We start from the raw sequence: 16805 nt of genomic DNA, 5'->3' as shown, positions 1-16805 counted from the left end.
CCAAGGGGACTTCCTAACCGCAAGGCAGCTTGTCGTTTCATGGCCCGCAAGGGCTGTTTAGGGGGTCCCTTGAGTTGCACGAATTTCCTCACGCTGATCACGTAGATGCACGCGCCGTCGTCCGCGCTATCTCGCCGGACGAGCCCGTCATCCTCAACCGACCGCATGCCGCCGCGCGCGCAGCCCGCTTCTTTGCAGAGAAGTTTCCGGGCAAGTCGCTGTATGCGGTAAAGGCCAACCCATCGCCGGAACTGTTGCAGATCCTGTGGGACAATGGCGTGCGCCATTACGACGTCGCCTCGATCGCCGAGGTCCGGCTCGTGCGCCAGACGCTGCCCGAAGCGACGTTGTGCTTCATGCATCCGGTCAAGACGCCGCGCGCCATCCGCGAGGCGTATTTCGACCATGGCTGCAAGACCTTCAGCCTCGACACGGTCGAGGAGCTCGAAAAGATCGTCGACGCCTGCCGCGATGAAGCCGGCAATCCGGCTTCGGACCTGCGCTTGCTCGTGCGCCTGCGCGTCTCTTCGGAATTTTCCGAGCTGAGCCTCGCATCGAAGTTCGGCGTCGACCTGGTCGATGCGCCGCTGCTGCTGCAGCAGACCCGCCAGCATTGCGACTGGCTGGGCGTGTGCTTCCATGTCGGTAGCCAGGCGATGACCCCGTTCGCCTATGTCCAGGCGCTCGAGCGGGTGCGCGCTGCTGTGGCGCAGGCCAGCGTCGTGATCGACGTGGTCGATGTGGGTGGCGGCTTCCCCTCGGCTTATCCGGACATGGATCCGCCGCCGCTGGAAGATTATTTCGAAGTCATCGCGCGGCATTTCGAGAACCTGCCGATCGCCTATAACGCGGAGCTGTGGTGCGAGCCGGGCCGCGCGTTGTGCGCCGAATATTCCTCGATCATCGTGCGCGTCGAAAAGCGTCGCGGCGACGAGCTCTACATCAACGACGGCGCCTATGGCGCGCTGTTCGATGCAGCGCACGTCGACTGGCGTTTCCCGGTCCGCGCGCTGGAGGACGACCTGCATGAAGGCCTGACCGAGTTCAGCTTTTACGGGCCCACCTGCGACGATGCCGACTTCATGAAGGGCCCGTTCCTTCTGCCTGCCGATATCCAGTCCGGCGATTTCATCGAGATCGGAATGCTGGGAGCGTACGGTGCCGCTATGAAGACCGGCTTCAACGGCTTCGGCAATGCCGAGCAGATCGTCGTTGCGGACGAGCCGATGGCCAGCCTCTACGATGGCAGCAGGGTCCGCCCGGCGGCCGATAATGTGGTGAGCCTTCGCTGATCCTGCGCTAGGCTCTCTCCGACAACCGGGAGAGCCTGCCAGCATGACTGCACACATCGATTTCTTCTTCGACCTGTCGAGTCCGTGGACGCGGCTCGCATTCGGCAACATTCGCCCGGCGCTGGACGGCCTCGATTACGAGATTACTTGGCGACCCTTCCTGGTCGGCGGGGTGTTCAACGCGGTCAATCCCTCGGTCTACGAAAGCCGCAAGCCAGAAAATGCCGCCAGGCTCGCGCGCAGTTTCGGTTGGCTCAGGGAGTGGGCCGAACTGGCGGGCGTGGCGATGAACTTCCCGTCCGAGCATCATCCGGTGAAATCGGTCCACGCGATGCGGTTCTGCTGTGCGCTGGAAAACGACCAGCAAGCGCTCGAGCGGTTCGCGGGCGCGGCCTTCGAGGCGTATTTCACCGATGGGCGCAATCTCGACGATCCCGCGGTGCTGGCGGCCATTGCCGACGAAATCGGCATGGATGGCGCTGCGCTGACCGAGCAGGCCGGCACCCAGCCGGTCAAGGATCGCCTGCGCGCAAATACCGAGGAAGCGATCGAACGCGGCGCCTACGGCTCGCCCACGCTGTTCGTCAGCGGACCGGGCGAGAGGGCAGAGCGCATGTATTTTGGCAACGACCAGCTCCCGCTGGTGCGGCACCGGGTAACCGCGATCGGTTGAGCCTCAACCGTATTTCTCGCGATGCTCGTCGAGGGTCTTCTTCACCCTGCCGAGCGCTTCGCCGATGCGATCGGGAAAACTCTCCGGCTCCAGCTCGACGACGCTGTTGTGCGCAGCCGCGATCTGGCGCGCGTCGGCCCAGCGCACGCCGATGTCGTAGGCCCACTCGCGGAAATCGTCGGCCGCTCCTGCCCGCTGTTCGAGCGCCTTGCCCAGTGTCGGGTGGAAGTCGAGCCGACCGGTCATCGGCAGCAGCGACAGCGGAAAGGCCGCGTCGAGGTAGGACAGGGTGTCGTCGACGTGGATGGTCCGGCTTGCCGGGTGGTAGACGAGGATCGACGAGAAGTGGACGTTCTCGTCTTCGCACACGAGCCTGCATCCGGCAGGCTGGCTGAACTCGAAATCCTGCCGGAACAGGCCCGGGAAGCTGGTCCCTTCGCATGTCTCGTCCTGCCACGGCAGGTCGGGCCACTTGCGGTGATGACGCGCCGTTCCGTAAAGTTTCGCCTGCGGGAAGGCGCGATGCATCCACTCGCAATGGATGGTGTGGAACGGGTGGACGTTGATGATCGCCGAAACCTTGCGGCCGTTTTCGGTCAGTTCGTAGACCTCGTCCCTGATCTCGTCTGGCAGCGTATAGCTGTCGAGGAAAACGAACTCGCCATTGGACATCTCGACCAGCGAACATTGCGTGCCGACGTCCACCATTCCGGCGATCTTGAAGCTGCCGCGGATCGTGCGGAAGCCCTGGCCGAGGTCCTGTATCTGTTCGCTCATCAATTCTCTCTATCGGGGAAGCCGACGAAACGCGCCGCTTCGTCAACCGGTTTCCGGTTCGAGTAAACTTCGTTGGCGGGAAAGTCGTAATCGGGAAAGCCCATCGCCACGGCCTTCATGATGACTTGGTCGTCGGGGATCCCCGCATGTTCGCGCACCACGGGGCTTTGCATGATGCCTTGCGAGTTGATGACGCAGCCGAGGCCGCGCGACCATGCGGCATTGACGAGGCTGGTGGTCACCGCGCCGCAATCGAAAGCGGTATCGTCGCTTCCGGCGAGTTCCTTGTCGTAGGTGACGATCACGCAGACGGGCGCGTCGAACTGGCGGAAACCGCGCAGGACCCAGTCCTGCCGACGGTCCTTGTCGTCGCGCTCGATCCCCATGGCCCCGAACAGTTGCTTGGCGACCTCGACCTGCCGATCGCGGTGGACGCCCGCGAAGGGCTCGCCCCGGCGAAATTCGCGGCTGTCGGGTACGCCTGCGAGGATGTTGTCGGTATTGCCCTTGCGGATCCGGTCGAGCGGTTCGCCGGTGATGACGTGGAAATGCCAGGGCTGGGTGTTCATCGAGGAGGGCGAGCGCATCGCCAGTTCGAGCACTTCCTCGATCAGATCCTGCGGGACCGGCTTGTCCTGATACCCGCGGATCGACTTGCGTCCCCGCACCACCTCTTCGTAAGTCTGCTCGGAATTGCCGGCCATGTCCGCTCCTGAAATTCTTGGCTTCGCCCAACTGCTAGCGCAGCGAGCGGGGCACGCAAAGTCCGCTAGGGAATGGCTGGTCAGTCGGGGGTGAAAAAGGGCTTGTCGCCCGCGATCGTCACCCGTTCCATTACCCGGCGTGCGGGGAAATAGTCGCTGACTGCGAGGTGCTGGCAGACGCGATTGTCCCAGAAGGCGACGGAGCCCTTCTGCCAGCGGAACCGGCACTGGATCTCGACGTCCCAGGCGGTCTTGTAGAGGTGGTCGAGCAGCCAGGCGCTCTCGTCCTTCGACAGGCCCTCGATATGGCTGGTGAAGCCGGTGTTCACGTAGATTGCCCGTTCACCGGTCTCGGGATGGGTGCGGATCACCGGATGGCGCATCGGCGGATATTGCTCGTGGAGTTCCTCGGGCGATTTGCCGAGCCGCTTGGCGAAGACACGCGCAATATCGTGAACTGCGGTCAGCCCTTCGCAAAAGCGCTGCATCTGCTCGGACAACCGCTGGTAGGCGAGGTGCATGTTGGCAAACAATGTGTCGCCGCCGACTTCGGGCACTTCGTGCGCGTAGAGGATCGAGCCCAGCGACGGGCATTCGCGCCAGGTAACGTCGGAATGCCAGTTGTTCTCGCTGCCCCGGCTCTCTGGACCGTGCACGATTCGCAGTACTTCGGGATCGGGCTGGTCCTTCGGAGTCGCCGGGTGGATCTCGAGCTCCCCGAATGACCTGGCAAAGGCGATGTGCTGCGCGCGCGAGAGGCTTTGCTCGCGAAAGAAGATCACGCCGTATTTCAGAAGCGCGGCGCGGATTTCCGGAATGCGGCTGGCGATGTCTGGAGCGCCAAGATCGATATCGTGGATTTCGGCCCCGATCGCGGGCGTCATCGGCCGGATATCGAGTGATCCGGTGTCCAGCGTGGTCTTGTCGGCGATCGTGGCCATCGTGCGTCTCTCCTCGAGACAGAGGATGCGCCGGTCCGCACGGCTATGCAAGCTGCGGGATCGCTCCGGAGGGGTGCTCGAGCGCCTGCTCGTCGTCCATTCGACGATGCTACATCGCTTTCCTGCGCCAGGCAGAATGGCCCGCGGCAAGCCGCCACACGAGCGACGAGACTACGCGGCTTTCTTCAGTTCCAGTTCGAGCCGGTCCCAGATCTCGACCAGCGCGTTGGTCAACTCGTCCATCATCGGCTCGCTATGCGCAGGGCCGGGCGTGAAGCGCAGGCGCTCGGTCCCGCGCGGCACGGTCGGGAAATTGATCGGCTGCACGTAGACGCCGTATTCGGCGAGCAGGATGTCGCTGATCTTCTTGGCGCGAACCGGATCGCCGACCATCAGCGGCACGATGTGGGTCGTGCTGTCCATGACGGGCAGGCCCGCATCGCGGAACTTCGCTTTCAGCGCGGCAGCTGCGGCCTGCTGGCCTTCGCGCTCGACAGAGCTCGATTTCAAATGCTTCACCGCGGCCAGAACGCCCGCGACCAGCACGGGGCTGAGCGAGGTGGTGAAGATGAAGCCGGGGGCATAGCTGCGGATGCAGTCGATCACCTTGGTGTCGGCCGCGATATAGCCGCCCATGACGCCGAATGCCTTGCCCAGCGTACCTTCGATGATGTCGATCCGGTGGGCGGCCTCGTCGCGTTCGGAGATGCCGCCGCCGCGTTCGCCATACATGCCGACCGCGTGGACTTCGTCGATATAGGTCAGCGCGTTGTACTTTTCTGCCAGGTCGCAGATCGCGTGGATCGGGGCCACGTCGCCGTCCATCGAATAGACGCTTTCGAAGGCGATCAGCTTGGGCGTGTCGATATCCTCGGCCGCCAGCAATTCCTCGAGATGCTCGATGTCGTTGTGGCGGAACACGCGCTTGTCGCAGCCCGAATTGCGGATGCCTGCGATCATGCTCGCGTGGTTGAGCTCGTCGGAGAAAATCACACAGCCGGGCAGCAGCTTCGCAAGCGTCGAGAGGGTGGCGTCGTTGGAGACATAGCCGCTGGTGAAGAGCAGCGCGCCATCCTTGCCGTGCAGGTCGGCGAGTTCACGTTCGAGCTCGACATGGAAGTGGGTGTTGCCGCCGATGTTGCGCGTACCGCCCGAGCCCGCGCCGACGTCGTGCAGCGCGTTTTCCATCGCCTCGATCACCTTGGGGTGCTGGCCCATGGCGAGATAATCGTTGGAGCACCACACGGTGATCGGCTTGGGGCCGTTGTGGCCGTGGAAACAGCGCGCGTTGGGGAAGGCACCCTTGTTGCGCATGATGTCGATGAAGACGCGATAGCGCCCTTCCTCGTGGAGGCGGTCGATCGCCTTGTCGAAGATCTGGTCGTAGTTCACGCTCGTCCGTCCATCCTGCGGCGCCGGTTGCCCCGGTCTGTGCCTGCCTTGGTCGGGGGCGATTTAGGCCTGTTTCCCGCGAAATTCTACCGCGATCTTTGCGAGCGATTCGCAGCTAGAATTTCTCCAGCCGAGCAATGCCGTAGCCTGCAAAGGCGTCCGCGAGCTGCCGGAACTCGGCGAGGTCGCCGGTGGTGACCGCGCGATCGGGGTTCGAGCGTTCGAAAGCCTGGTCCCGCGTCAATTGGGCGATCCGCCGCGCGATCCCTTCCGATCCGTCGACGAAGGTCAGCTCACGGCCCAGCGCCGCGTGGAGCTCGTCCGCCAGCAGCGGGAAATGCGTACAGGCGAGAACCACCGTGTCGATCTCCTGCCCGTGCACCTGCAGAAGCAGGCCCTTGGTCGCTTCGGCCACGGCATCGATCGAAACCGGCTCGCCGCGCAGCTTGGCCTCGGCCAGCGGTACCAGCCCGTTCGCGCCGTGACGCAGCAGGGTCTTGCCGGCAGCGAACTCGGTTTCGAGATCGTCGACATAGGCCTGTCGCATCGTCGCCTCGGTACCCAGGAGGCCGAAGACGCCGGTCCTCGTGATCGCAGCAGCTGGCTTGATCGCGGGGACCGTACCCACGATCGGGGTTTCGAGGACGTCGCGCACCATGCCGAGCGCGATAGTGCTGGCGGTGTTGCAGGCGATGCAGATCAGCCGCGGCTGCCAGCGTTCGGCCATTCTGCCGAGCAGGCCCGAAACGCGCGCGGCGATCTCCGCCTCGCTCTTGTCGCCATAGGGCAGGCCCGCTTCGTCCGCGGCATAGATGATCGGCGCCTGGGGCAGCACCTTTCGCAGTTCGCCGAGCACCGACAGCCCGCCGACGCCGGAATCGAACATCAGGATGGGGGAAGAGGGGCTGGCGTCCACAGAAAACTCCGTTCGGGCCGAGCTTGTCGAAGCCCCGCACTTCACTTTCGCGGTCGCTTAGAAGAAAGAACGCCCCTTCGACAAGCTCGGGGCTAACGGGTAGGGGAGAGACATGGACGCACTATTCGCAGCGCTGCTCGGCTATCTCGTCGGATCCATTCCCTTCGGCCTCTTGCTGACAAAGGCGGCGGGCATGGGCGATGTCCGCAACATTGGCAGCGGCAACATCGGCGCGACCAACGTGCTGCGCACCGGCAACAAGGGACTGGCCGCGGCCACGCTGTTGCTGGACCTGGTGAAGGGCTTCCTGCCTGTCTTCATCGCGGGGCATTTGTGGAACGACGTGGCGATGGCATTTGCTGCCGGCGCCGCGGTGATCGGCCATTGCTTCCCGATCTGGCTCGGCTTCAAGGGCGGCAAGGGCGTGGCGACGAACGCCGGCGTCGCCTTCGGGCTCGGCTGGCCGATCGGTCTCGTCTATGCCTTCATCTGGCTTTCGGTGCTCGCCATATTCCGGATCAGCTCGCTTGCGGGAATGAGCGCCGTCGTCGCCGCAGCCGCGGCAGCCCCCCTGCTCGGTTACCCCCAGTTCTTCCCGGTGCTGGCCGCCATCGCGGTGGTCGTCCTGTACCTCCATCGGGAAAACATCGCCCGGCTGACGAAGGGCGAGGAACCGAAGGTCGGAAGCAAGAAGGGCTGACGCTTACAGCACCGTAAGTTGACCGGGCGGGTGCATCGCCCGACGGGTCGGCAATGGATGCGCCCGCCAGTTGCCCGGTTACTCTCACGCAGGACGAAGCGTTCGCACGCATCCGCCTGCTGCGCTCGCCGAACATCGGCCCGGTCTCCTACGCGCAACTGCTGGTCCGATTCGGCTCGGCTGCGAACGCGCTCGAGGCGCTGCCGGAGCTCGGCAAACGCGGCGGACGGCAATATCGCGCCGCGCCGGTCGACAGGATCGAGCGCGAGGTCGACGCGCTTCGCAAGGCGGGCGCGAAATACCTGTTCCACGACCAGCCGGACTATCCCTCGCTGCTCGGCCAGCTGGAAAGCGCACCTCCGATCCTGACGTGGCGCGGCGATATCGCGCTCGCCGGCAAGCCCTGTGTCGCCATGGTCGGGGCGCGCAACGCCAGCGCCGCCGCGGTCAAGCTGGCGCGCGATTTCGGTGCGGCGCTCGGCGAAGCGGGATTGGTGGTGGTTTCGGGTTTGGCACGCGGAATCGACGGTGCCGCGCATGAAGGTGCGTTCCCGCATACCATCGGCGTCATCGCCAGCGGGATCGACATCGCCTATCCGCCGCAGCACGAGGCGTTGCAGGATCGGATCGCGCGCGAAGGACTCCTGATCGCCGAGCAGCCCCCGGGGACCGAGCCGCGCGGCAGCCACTTTCCGAGCCGCAACCGCATCATCGCGGGCCTCGCCAGTGGCACGCTCGTGGTCGAGGCGGCGGTCAAGTCAGGCTCGCTCATCACCGCACGGCTGGCGGGGGAGGCGGGCAGGGAAGTCATGGCGATCCCCGGCAGCCCGCTCGATGCGCGCTCGCACGGCTGCAACCACCTGATCCGCGAAGGGGCGGTGCTGGTCCAGTCGCCCGAGGATGTCATCGAACTGCTCTCCGGCTTCGATGGCAGCCCGCGATCGACCTTTCGCGAGCCGGCCGCCATGTTCGATTACCTGCCCGAGGAACTGTCGGAGGCCGAACCCGCCGACATCGCCGGCCTGCTCAGCAATGCGCCAGTCTCGGTCGACGAACTGGTTCGCCAGTCCGGTGTAAGCACCGCTGCCGTGCAACTGGCCCTGCTGGAGCTCGAGATCGCCGGCGTGCTTGAGCGCCATGCCGGAGGCAAGGTTTCAATCCGTTGAAATTCGGGGATGTTCGGCGTTGCTCGCCCAACGTCTTGTTGCAAGCCCGGCCGGCTGTTAACCAACCGATCAACGGGGCGCAGTCGGTCAACGAACCGCAGTCATTTCAGCATTCACATGGGGGGCTTATGCGTAAATTTGCGCTGGCCATGGGCATTGCCCTGGCGATTTCTTTTCCGGCGGCCGAAGTGGTTGCCAAGGATGCCAAGGAATTCGAGGTCAAGGACAAGGGCGCGCTACAGGGCGCCGGGCAGGTCGCCGTCGTGGCCTTCAACGTCGGCTTCATCTTCGAATCGATCGACCAGACCAAGAAGACCGGCGGCCTGATGGGCGCATTCGGGGGGACGACCAAGGCGCAAAGCAAGCTGGTCGGCGTGACGCCGGAGATGATGCAGGCAATCACCGATGCGGCCTATGCCGATTTCACCGCCAGGCTCGCCGCTGCCGGCATGACGGTCATCGCGCCTGCGACGGTCTTCGCTAGCGAAACCATGGCCAAGGCCGGGTCAGATCGCGGTCCGAGCGAGGAATCGATCCAGCTCGAGAAGAAGAGCAAAGGCAAAGCGGTTTTCTACGCTCCGAGCGCCCTGCCGATCCAGGTGATCCTGCCGGGCGACGTTTCGCTGGGCGGGGGTTTCGGTTCCATCGGCAGCAACATGAAGGCCACGCGCAGCGCCTTGGCGGTCGGCACATACGCGAAGGAAAGCGGCGTGCCCGCGGTCGATGTGATCTACCTGATCGACTTCTCGGACCAGAAGCGTCCGGGTGCCTTCAGTTTCGGCGGCAGTCTGAAAGTGAACGCCAACCTATCCGTCGTGCCGGACCTGTCGAAGGTGACCGTGATCGGCGCCAACGGCAAGCAGAACCAGGTCGTCATCACGTCGCCGATGTCGGTCGACGGCGAGTTCATCGAGGTCGCCGATGCCAGTACCGGTGCCGCGAAGGCAACCCAGTCGGCAGCCAATGTCGCTGGTGGACTGGCCGCTGCCGCCGGTATCGGCCTGCCGATGTTCGGCAAGACCCGCAAGTTCGAGTTCACTGCCAACGGCGAGCAGTACCAGGCTGGCGCCGTGGCCCTCGTAGGCAATGCGAACGAAAGGATCGTCGCGCAGATGGCCGCCCAGCGTTAGGCGAGAAACAAACGGGGGCGGTGTCGCGGGCGCGGCCTTGGCATCGTCCCCGCGGCAATCACGAGGCCGAGGCTTGCGCCGATCGCGCTTGACACCTCCGAATCTCACACCCCACTCTCGCGTGTACGTACACGTATACGCGTAAGGGCTTCCAAAAACCGCAATGCAACTAGTTATTGTAGAATCGCCGGCTAAGGCGAAAACCATCGAGCAGTACCTGGGCAAGGACTTCAAGGTCCTCGCATCCTATGGCCACGTCCGCGACCTGCCGCCCAAGGACGGCAGCGTCCGCCCGGACGAGGACTTCGCGATGGACTGGGAACTCTACCGCGACAAGCAGAGCCGATTCAAGGAAATCGCCGATGCGGCAAAGAAAGCGGACCGGCTGGTACTCGCGACCGACCCCGACCGCGAAGGCGAGGCCATTTCCTGGCACGTCCGCGAACTGCTGAAAAAGCGCAAGGCGCTGCCCGACAAGGTCGATCGCGTGACCTTCAACGCGATCACCAAGAACGCGGTGACCGAGGCGATGAAGAGCCCGCGTGACCTCGACCAGCCACTGATCGACGCCTATCTCGCGCGCCGCGCGCTCGATTACCTCTACGGCTTCACGCTCTCGCCGGTGCTGTGGCGCCGCCTGCCGGGGGCCAAGAGCGCCGGTCGCGTCCAGTCGGTGGCCCTGCGGCTGATCGTCGATCGCGAGCGCGAGATCGAGGCTTTCGTCCCGCAGGAATACTGGTCGGTCGTCGCGCACATGGAGCATGACGGTACCGCGTTCGATGCGCGGCTGGTACGCTACGACGGCGAGAAGATCGATCGCCTGTCGATCGGCGAGGAAGGCACTGCCAAGGCGGCTCGGAAGGCCGTTGAGGAAGGCCGCTTCACGGTCGAGGACATCGAGACCCGGCCACTGAAGCGCAATCCGGCCCCGCCGTTCACTACCTCGACCCTGCAGCAGGAAGCCGCGCGCAAGCTCGGCTTTTCGGCCAGCCACACGATGCGCTGTGCGCAATCGCTCTACGAGGCGGGCGCGATCACCTACATGCGGACCGACGGGGTGAGCATGGACGGCAGTGCGATTTCGGCTGCGCGCAAGGCAATCACCGAGCGCTACGACGGGCATTACCTCCCGGAAAAGCCGCGGATGTACAAGACCAAGGCCAAGAACACGCAGGAAGCGCACGAGGCGATCCGCCCGACGAACTTCATGCGCGACCGGGCCGGATCGGGCGACGAAGGCAAGCTCTACGACCTCATCTACAAGCGCGCCATGGCGAGTCAGATGGCCGCTGCCAGTCTCGAGCGGACGACCGTGACGATGCGCGACCCGACCGGCCGGCACGAGCTTCGCGCAACCGGCCAGGTGGTGAAGTTCGCCGGTTTCCTCGCGGTCTACCAGGAAGGGTTCGACGACAAGTCGGACGGCGACGACGGCGACGATGACGGCCTGCTGCCCGCGATGAAGAAGGGCGATACGCCGGCCAAGACGGGCGTCGATGCGACCCAGCACTTCACCCAGCCGCCGCCGCGCTTCTCGGAAGCATCGCTGGTCAAGCGGCTGGAGGAACTGGGCATCGGACGTCCGTCGACCTATGCCTCGACCATCCAGACGCTGCGCGACCGCAACTATGTCCGGATGGAGAAAAACCGTTTCTTCGCAGAGGAATCGGGCCGCTTGCTGACAGCTTTTCTCGAACGGTTCTTCACCCGCTACGTCGGATACGATTTCACCGCCGAGATGGAAGACGAGCTCGACGAGGTCTCCGCCGGGGACGAGCAGTGGAAGACCTTGCTCGAGCAGTTCTGGCGCGATTTCAAGCCGAAGACCGAAGAGGTGATGGACAAGAAGCCCTCGGAAGTGACCGAGGCGCTCGACGAGTATCTGTCCGACTATCTCTTCCCGCCGACCGCCGACGGGAGCGATCCGCGGGCCTGCCCGCTGTGCCGCGACGAGGGGCGCGCAGGCGGCGAGCTGCATCTGCGCGGCGGCCGTTACGGCGCTTTCATCGCCTGCGTGAACTACCCTGAATGCAAGTACACCCGCCGCTTTGCCCAGCCGGGCGGAGAAGAGGACGGCGCGGGCGAGGACGGGGTCATGGGCACCGACCCGGAGACCGGCGCACAGGTCGAGCGAAAGACCGGCCGGTTCGGCCCCTATGTCGAAATGGAAGTTGACGGGGCGAAGAAGCGGGCGAGCATCCCGAAGGACCTGCCGGACTTCGACCTGGAGTGGGCGATCAAGTTGCTCAGCCTGCCGCGCATCGTCGGCGCGCATCCCGAAACCGGCAAGGAAATCGAAGCGGCGATAGGGCGTTACGGGCCTTACCTGCGGCATGATGGGAAGTACGGCAAGCTCGGCTCGACAAGCGACGTGTTCGATGTCGGGATGAATGCTGCAGTCACGATCCTGGCCGAAGCAGCCAATCGCAAGGGCAGAGGGCGCGGCAAGGCCGAACCGATCAAGACGTTGGGCGAGCATCCGACCAGCGGTGCCGAGATGAAGGTGATGCCGGGTCGTTACGGACCCTACGTCACCGACGGCACGACGAATGCGACCATTCCCAAGGATCAGAAGCCCGAAGACCTCACTGATGCGCAGGCGATCGAGCTGATCGATGCCCGCGCGGCCAAGGGGCCCGCCAAGAAGAAGGCGAAGAAGAAGGCTCCTGCCAAGAAGAAGGCCGCGCCCAAGAAGAAGGCTCCGGCCAAGAAGGCAGCGAAGGCGGACTGATGGCGAAGGAGTTTTTCGAACGGCACAAGCAGCCGTGGAAAGCCGACGAGGCGGGCCAGCTGCGCATGCTCGCAGGCAAGGGCAAGGGGCTGAAGGAAATCGCCAAGGCCATCGGCCGCAGCGAGGAGTCGACCAAGGACTTCGCCAAGAAGAACAAGATCGAAATCCAGAAGAAGCGGTAGGATATCGCTGCCTGCTTCCGGGCAGTTTCAGCGGGCAAGGGTTGGGTTCTACTTCACCCAGTCCAGGCCGATTTCCTCGAAGATCTCGCGGCTTTCGGCCCAGTTTTCCTCGACCTTGACGTGCAGGAAGAGGTGAACCTTCTGGCCGAGCATATCGGCCAGTTCCTTCCTCGCAGCCTCGCCGATGGCCTTGATCCGCGCGCCGCCCTTGCCGAGCACGATCGGCTTCTGGCTGTCGCGGGCGATGACGATCTGCTGGTGGATCTCGACGCTGCCGTCGGGCCGCTCCTGATAGCTTTCCGGGCGCACGGCCGAATCGTAGGGCAGTTCCTCGTGCAGTTGCTGGTAGAGCTGCTCGCGGGTGACTTCCGCGGCAAGCAGGCGCTCGCTCGCATCCGAAACCTGGTCCTCGGGATAATGCCAGGGACCTTCGGGCATCATCGCGGCAAGCGCGTCCTTCAGCTCAGTGACCCCGTCGCCGGTCAAAGCGGAGACGAAGAACACCTCGTCGAAACTGGCCGTTTGCGACAATTCCTGCGCGAGCGCGAGCAGCGGCTCCTTCTTCGAGATATCGACCTTGTTGAGGACGAGGATCTTGCGCTCCGGTCGGTTCGCCAGCTGCTCGAGCAGCGGGATCAGTTCGTGCCGGCGTTGCTTCACGGGGTCGACGACCAGCAGCACCGCATCGGCTGCCTGGGCCCCGTCCCATGCGGCGCTGACCATCGCCCGGTCGAGGCGGCGGCGCGGCGCGAAGATTCCCGGCGTATCGACGAGGATGATCTGCGTCTCGGCATCCTCGCCGGAATGCAGAGCAATGCCCATCAGGCGTGCGCGGGTGGTCTGCGCCTTGGCGCTGGTGATGGCGACCTTCTGCCCGACGAGCGCATTGACCAGCGTCGACTTGCCGGCATTGGGCGCGCCGATGATCGCGGCAACGCCGCAGCGGGTTTGTGACTGGCTCACGCGAATTTCTCCATGAAGGCACGCGCGGCGGCGGTCTCCGCTTCCTGCTTGCTCGATGCGGTCGCCTCGGCCTCGCCGACCTTGTGGACGGTCACCCTGACGGTGAATTTTGCCGCGTGATCGGGGCCGGAGCGGTCGGTGACCTCGTAGACCGGGGGCTTGCGCTGGTTGCCCGCCGCCCATTCCTGCAGCGCGCTCTTGGGATGCTTGTCCCGGCCCGCACCGCTCTCGATAGCGGGCCGCCACAGGTTGCGCACGAGATCGGCAGAAGGTGCGAAACCCTGTTCAAGGAAATGCGCCCCGAGAAGCGATTCCATGACATCGCCGAGGATGTTGTCGCTGTCCGCGCCGCCGTCGCTGCGCGCCTGCTTGGAAATCCGGACATGTTCGCCAAGGCCGATGCCACGCCCGACGCGGGCACACATCTCGCGGCTGACGAGAGCGTTGAGCTGCTGCGACAAGGTGCCTTCGGGCGACAGCTCGCGTTCGAAGAGCCAGGCCGCGATCGCCAGGCCCAGGACCCGGTCGCCGAGAAACTCCAGCCGCTCGTAATCCTGGTCCTCGTCCATGCTGCCGTGCGTCAGCGCAGCGTGCCACAAGGCCTCGTCGCCGACCGTAAAGCCGGACTGTTCGAGCCAGGCGCGGGTTTCAGGTGCGAGCTTGCTCAAAATGTCGTTCCGATCCGGTTCCAGCGCGCCGCGGTAAACCAGGTCCATGGCAGCAGCCATTCCGCCCCGCCATCCGTAGACCACAGCACCACGGTCGCCTTGCCGACCAGCAGGTCCTGTGAGACGATGCCGACCCCGCCACCGGGCGCGGCGGTGAAGCGGCTGTCCTGCGAATTGTCGCGGTTGTCGCCCATGACGAACATCGATCCTTCGGGCACTATCGTTGGGCCGTAATTGTCCGCCGGGCCGGACCCGAAATCGAGCACTTCGTAACTCTTGCCCGAAGGCAGCGTCTCGCGGAACCGGGTATAGCGGCACACGTCCCTGCCGCTGGTCTCGCGCTCTTCCACCGCGCCCCATGCGCAGGTCGTGTTGTCGCTTACCGGCAGGATGAAATCCCCGACCCGCTTTTTCGCCACCATCTCTCCGTTGAGCACCAGCTGGCCGTTGACCATCGCGATCGTGTCGCCAGGCAGGCCGATGACCCGCTTGATGTAGTCGACCTTGTCGATCGGGTGCTTGAAGATGACGACGTCGCCGCGCTCGGGCTGGCTCGCCAAAGCGCGGCCGTCGAAGACGTCCAGCTCGCCCGGGAGGGAATATTTCGAGAAGCCGTAAGGCCACTTCGCCGCCAGCAGGTAATCGCCGTTCATCAGCTTGGGCAGCATGCTTTCCGACGGTATCGTGAAGGGCGAGAAGATGAAGCTGCGGAAGATCAGCACGACTACCGCCAGCTTGATCAGGAAGACGATGAAGCTGCCGTCCTCCTTCTTGTTCTTCCTGTCGGCGGCCGCAGCCTCCGGGGGCTCGGCAGGCGCCTGGGCCGCGGTTTGGTCCTTAACATTCATCGCGACGGCCTCTAACCGCACCCCACGCGCCATAAAAGGATTTTCACGTGAGCGATGCCGGAGCAGACAGGATCGAAGACGCATGGAGAGCGATCGGCCTGCATGACGACCCTACGCTGGAGGAGCTGTTTGCCGCAGACCCCGGGAGGGTGGAAAAGCTGACCGGGCGGATCGCCTGGGGGGCGGGCGAGGCCGAGACCGGGATCCGGTTCGACTGGTCCAAGACCCATCTCGAAGACGATCTGCTCGCCGATTTCGAGGCGCTTGCGCAAGCCTGCGATTTCGATGGCAAGCGCACGGCGCTGCTGTCCGGCAAGCAAGTCAACGTGACCGAGGGACGCGCGGCAACTCACACCGCACAACGCGGCACCGGCGACGAGGCGGACGTGGAGGAAGCGCAGGCGCTGCATGCGCGGATGCGGATGCTGGTGGAGGCGATCCACCAGGGCGCCCTGGGAGACGTGAACCATCTCATCCACATCGGTATCGGCGGCAGCGCGCTGGGTCCCGCGCTGGCAGTGGATGCGCTGACCCGCGATTTGAAGCTGGTGGACGTCCACGTCGTCTCGAACATCGACGGGCTGGCGATGGAGCAGGCCTTTGCCGCCTGCGACCCGAAAACGACCCTGATCGCGGTGGCGTCCAAGACCTTCACCACGATCGAGACGATGACCAATGCGGCCAGCGCGCTCAAATGGTTGGGCGACAACGGCGTGTCCGATCCGCATGGGCGGGTCGTTGCGCTCACCGCATCGCCCGAAAAGGCAGTCGACTGGGGCGTGGACGAGACCCGCGTGCTGCCGTTCCCCGAAAGCGTCGGCGGGCGCTATTCCCTGTGGTCGAGCATCGGCTTTCCCGTCGCGCTCGCGGTCGGTTGGGAGGACTTTGCCGCAATGCTCGAAGGTGCAGAGGCGGTCGACACGCATTTCGCGCAGGCGGACGGGCGGGCGAACCTGCCCCTGCGCGCCGCTTTCGCCGACCAGTATTATTCGCGCATCCGCGGCTGCCAGACCCGCGCCTGCTTCGCCTATGACGAGCGGCTGGCGCTGCTGCCCGATTATCTCCAGCAGCTTGAGATGGAATCGAACGGGAAGGGCGTGACGGCATCCGGCAATGCCATCGATGCGCCGACCGCGCCGATCACCTGGGGCGGGGTAGGCACGGATGCGCAGCACGCGGTGTTCCAGTTGCTCCACCAGGGCACGCACCTGATCCCGGTCGATTTCGTCGCCAGCATCGCGCCGGGCGACGAGCTCGACCCGGCCCACCACCGCATCCTGCTGACCAATTGCTTCGCGCAAGGGGCGGCGCTGATGGCGGGCGGCAATATGGCGGCCGATGGCAAAGATCCCGCGCGCGCGTTCCCCGGCAACCGGCCGAGCGCGACGATCCTGTGCGACGATATCGATGCCGCCACGCTCGGGGCGCTGATCGCGTTTCACGAGCATCGCACGTTCGCCAACGCGGTGCTGATGGGGATCAATCCGTTCGACCAGTTCGGCGTCGAACTCGGCAAGCAGATGGCGAAGAAGATCGAAGCGGGCGGCGAGACCTTCGATGCCAGCACACAGGCGCTGCTGGCGGCTGCCGGGCTATCGTAGGTAGTGCTGAAAACCTTGGTAATACAGTTTCTTACGCATTGATATTGCCGCTGCGTGAGCCACCTTGTATGGCGCTCGGCCTAGTGCCGAGATGGCGAGGCACGTGCGGAGAAGCAGCACT

The 16805-nt window shown here is 64.6% G+C and carries 16 protein-coding genes; 8 read left to right on the top strand and 8 right to left on the bottom strand.

All coding sequences use genetic code 11. From position 1 onward, the window contains the following. The first annotated feature begins 74 nt into the window (after positions 1-74). Positions 75-1292, top strand: a complete 1218-nt coding sequence (locus GRI48_RS03585; protein ID WP_160671520.1) for a type III PLP-dependent enzyme domain-containing protein — start codon at positions 75-77, stop codon at positions 1290-1292. Between the two features lie 43 nt (positions 1293-1335). Further along, positions 1336-1965, top strand: coding sequence for a 2-hydroxychromene-2-carboxylate isomerase (locus tag GRI48_RS03580; protein WP_160671517.1), 630 nt, complete (start codon positions 1336-1338; stop codon positions 1963-1965). Positions 1966-1968: 3 nt separating this feature from the next. Here GRI48_RS03580 and GRI48_RS03575 read toward each other — a convergent pair whose 3' ends face one another. The 5 genes from GRI48_RS03575 to murI form a co-directional block, all read right to left on the bottom strand. Continuing rightward, the gene (locus GRI48_RS03575; protein ID WP_160671514.1) at positions 1969-2742 is read right to left on the bottom strand and encodes a hypothetical protein; all 774 of its coding nucleotides are present in this window, start codon (positions 2740-2742) and stop codon (positions 1969-1971) included. Then, positions 2742-3446: a nitroreductase gene (locus tag GRI48_RS03570; protein WP_160671511.1), complete on the bottom strand. Its 705-nt coding sequence runs from the start codon at positions 3444-3446 to the stop codon at positions 2742-2744. The genes GRI48_RS03575 and GRI48_RS03570 overlap by 1 nt, the downstream gene beginning before the upstream one ends. A gap of 80 nt (positions 3447-3526) precedes the next feature. Beyond that, positions 3527-4387 (bottom strand): TauD/TfdA dioxygenase family protein, encoded by an 861-nt coding sequence (locus GRI48_RS03565; protein ID WP_160671508.1) that lies wholly within the window; start codon positions 4385-4387, stop codon positions 3527-3529. Positions 4388-4558: 171 nt separating this feature from the next. Further along, positions 4559-5779: a 5-aminolevulinate synthase gene (hemA, locus tag GRI48_RS03560; RefSeq protein ID WP_160671505.1), complete on the bottom strand. Its 1221-nt coding sequence runs from the start codon at positions 5777-5779 to the stop codon at positions 4559-4561. A gap of 115 nt (positions 5780-5894) precedes the next feature. Next, positions 5895-6665, bottom strand: a complete 771-nt coding sequence (gene murI, locus GRI48_RS03555) for a glutamate racemase (RefSeq protein WP_160671502.1) — start codon at positions 6663-6665, stop codon at positions 5895-5897. A 142-nt stretch (positions 6666-6807) separates the two neighbouring features. On the opposite strand from murI, the gene plsY reads away from it, so the two are divergent. The 5 genes from plsY to GRI48_RS03530 all read left to right on the top strand — a co-directional run bounded on the left by plsY (position 6808) and on the right by GRI48_RS03530 (position 12604). Next, on the top strand, positions 6808-7395 hold the full coding sequence (gene plsY, locus GRI48_RS03550) for a glycerol-3-phosphate 1-O-acyltransferase PlsY (RefSeq protein WP_160671499.1): 588 nt from the start codon (positions 6808-6810) through the stop codon (positions 7393-7395). Positions 7396-7448: 53 nt separating this feature from the next. Continuing rightward, positions 7449-8561 carry a DNA-processing protein DprA gene (dprA, locus tag GRI48_RS03545; protein ID WP_160671496.1) on the top strand — a complete coding sequence of 371 codons (1113 nt, stop codon included), beginning with the start codon at positions 7449-7451 and terminating at the stop codon, positions 8559-8561. 128 nt (positions 8562-8689) lie between these two features. Continuing rightward, a complete protein-coding gene (locus tag GRI48_RS03540) occupies positions 8690-9691 on the top strand; it encodes a hypothetical protein (RefSeq protein WP_237451716.1) in 1002 nt (333 codons plus the stop codon). Between the two features lie 163 nt (positions 9692-9854). Beyond that, the gene (topA, locus tag GRI48_RS03535; protein WP_160671493.1) at positions 9855-12422 is read left to right on the top strand and encodes a type I DNA topoisomerase; all 2568 of its coding nucleotides are present in this window, start codon (positions 9855-9857) and stop codon (positions 12420-12422) included. Beyond that, positions 12422-12604 (top strand): hypothetical protein, encoded by a 183-nt coding sequence (locus GRI48_RS03530; RefSeq protein WP_160671490.1) that lies wholly within the window; start codon positions 12422-12424, stop codon positions 12602-12604. The genes topA and GRI48_RS03530 overlap by 1 nt, the downstream gene beginning before the upstream one ends. 48 nt (positions 12605-12652) lie before the next feature. On the opposite strand, the gene era is transcribed toward GRI48_RS03530, so the two are convergent. The 3 genes from era to lepB are packed head-to-tail and all read right to left on the bottom strand — an operon-like array spanning position 12653 to position 15083. Continuing rightward, complete coding sequence (gene era / locus GRI48_RS03525) at positions 12653-13567, bottom strand: GTPase Era (RefSeq protein WP_160671487.1); 915 nt, start codon at positions 13565-13567, stop codon at positions 12653-12655. Then, the gene (gene rnc / locus GRI48_RS14250) at positions 13564-14235 is read right to left on the bottom strand and encodes a ribonuclease III (protein WP_237451714.1); all 672 of its coding nucleotides are present in this window, start codon (positions 14233-14235) and stop codon (positions 13564-13566) included. Before rnc ends, era begins: the two co-directional genes overlap by 4 nt. Continuing rightward, positions 14232-15083: a signal peptidase I gene (lepB, locus tag GRI48_RS03515; RefSeq protein WP_160671484.1), complete on the bottom strand. Its 852-nt coding sequence runs from the start codon at positions 15081-15083 to the stop codon at positions 14232-14234. Before lepB ends, rnc begins: the two co-directional genes overlap by 4 nt. Positions 15084-15154: 71 nt before the next feature. Between lepB and pgi the strand changes: the two genes are divergently transcribed. After that, positions 15155-16684 (top strand): glucose-6-phosphate isomerase, encoded by a 1530-nt coding sequence (gene pgi / locus GRI48_RS03510; protein WP_160675323.1) that lies wholly within the window; start codon positions 15155-15157, stop codon positions 16682-16684. The last annotated feature ends 121 nt before the right edge of the window (positions 16685-16805 follow it).

Origin of the sequence: Qipengyuania oceanensis (genome assembly GCF_009827535.1) — a bacterium.
Lineage (GTDB): Bacteria > Pseudomonadota > Alphaproteobacteria > Sphingomonadales > Sphingomonadaceae > Qipengyuania_C > Qipengyuania_C oceanensis.
Note: the sequence above shows the minus strand (reverse complement) of the source record. Positions and strands in the feature narration are given on the sequence as shown.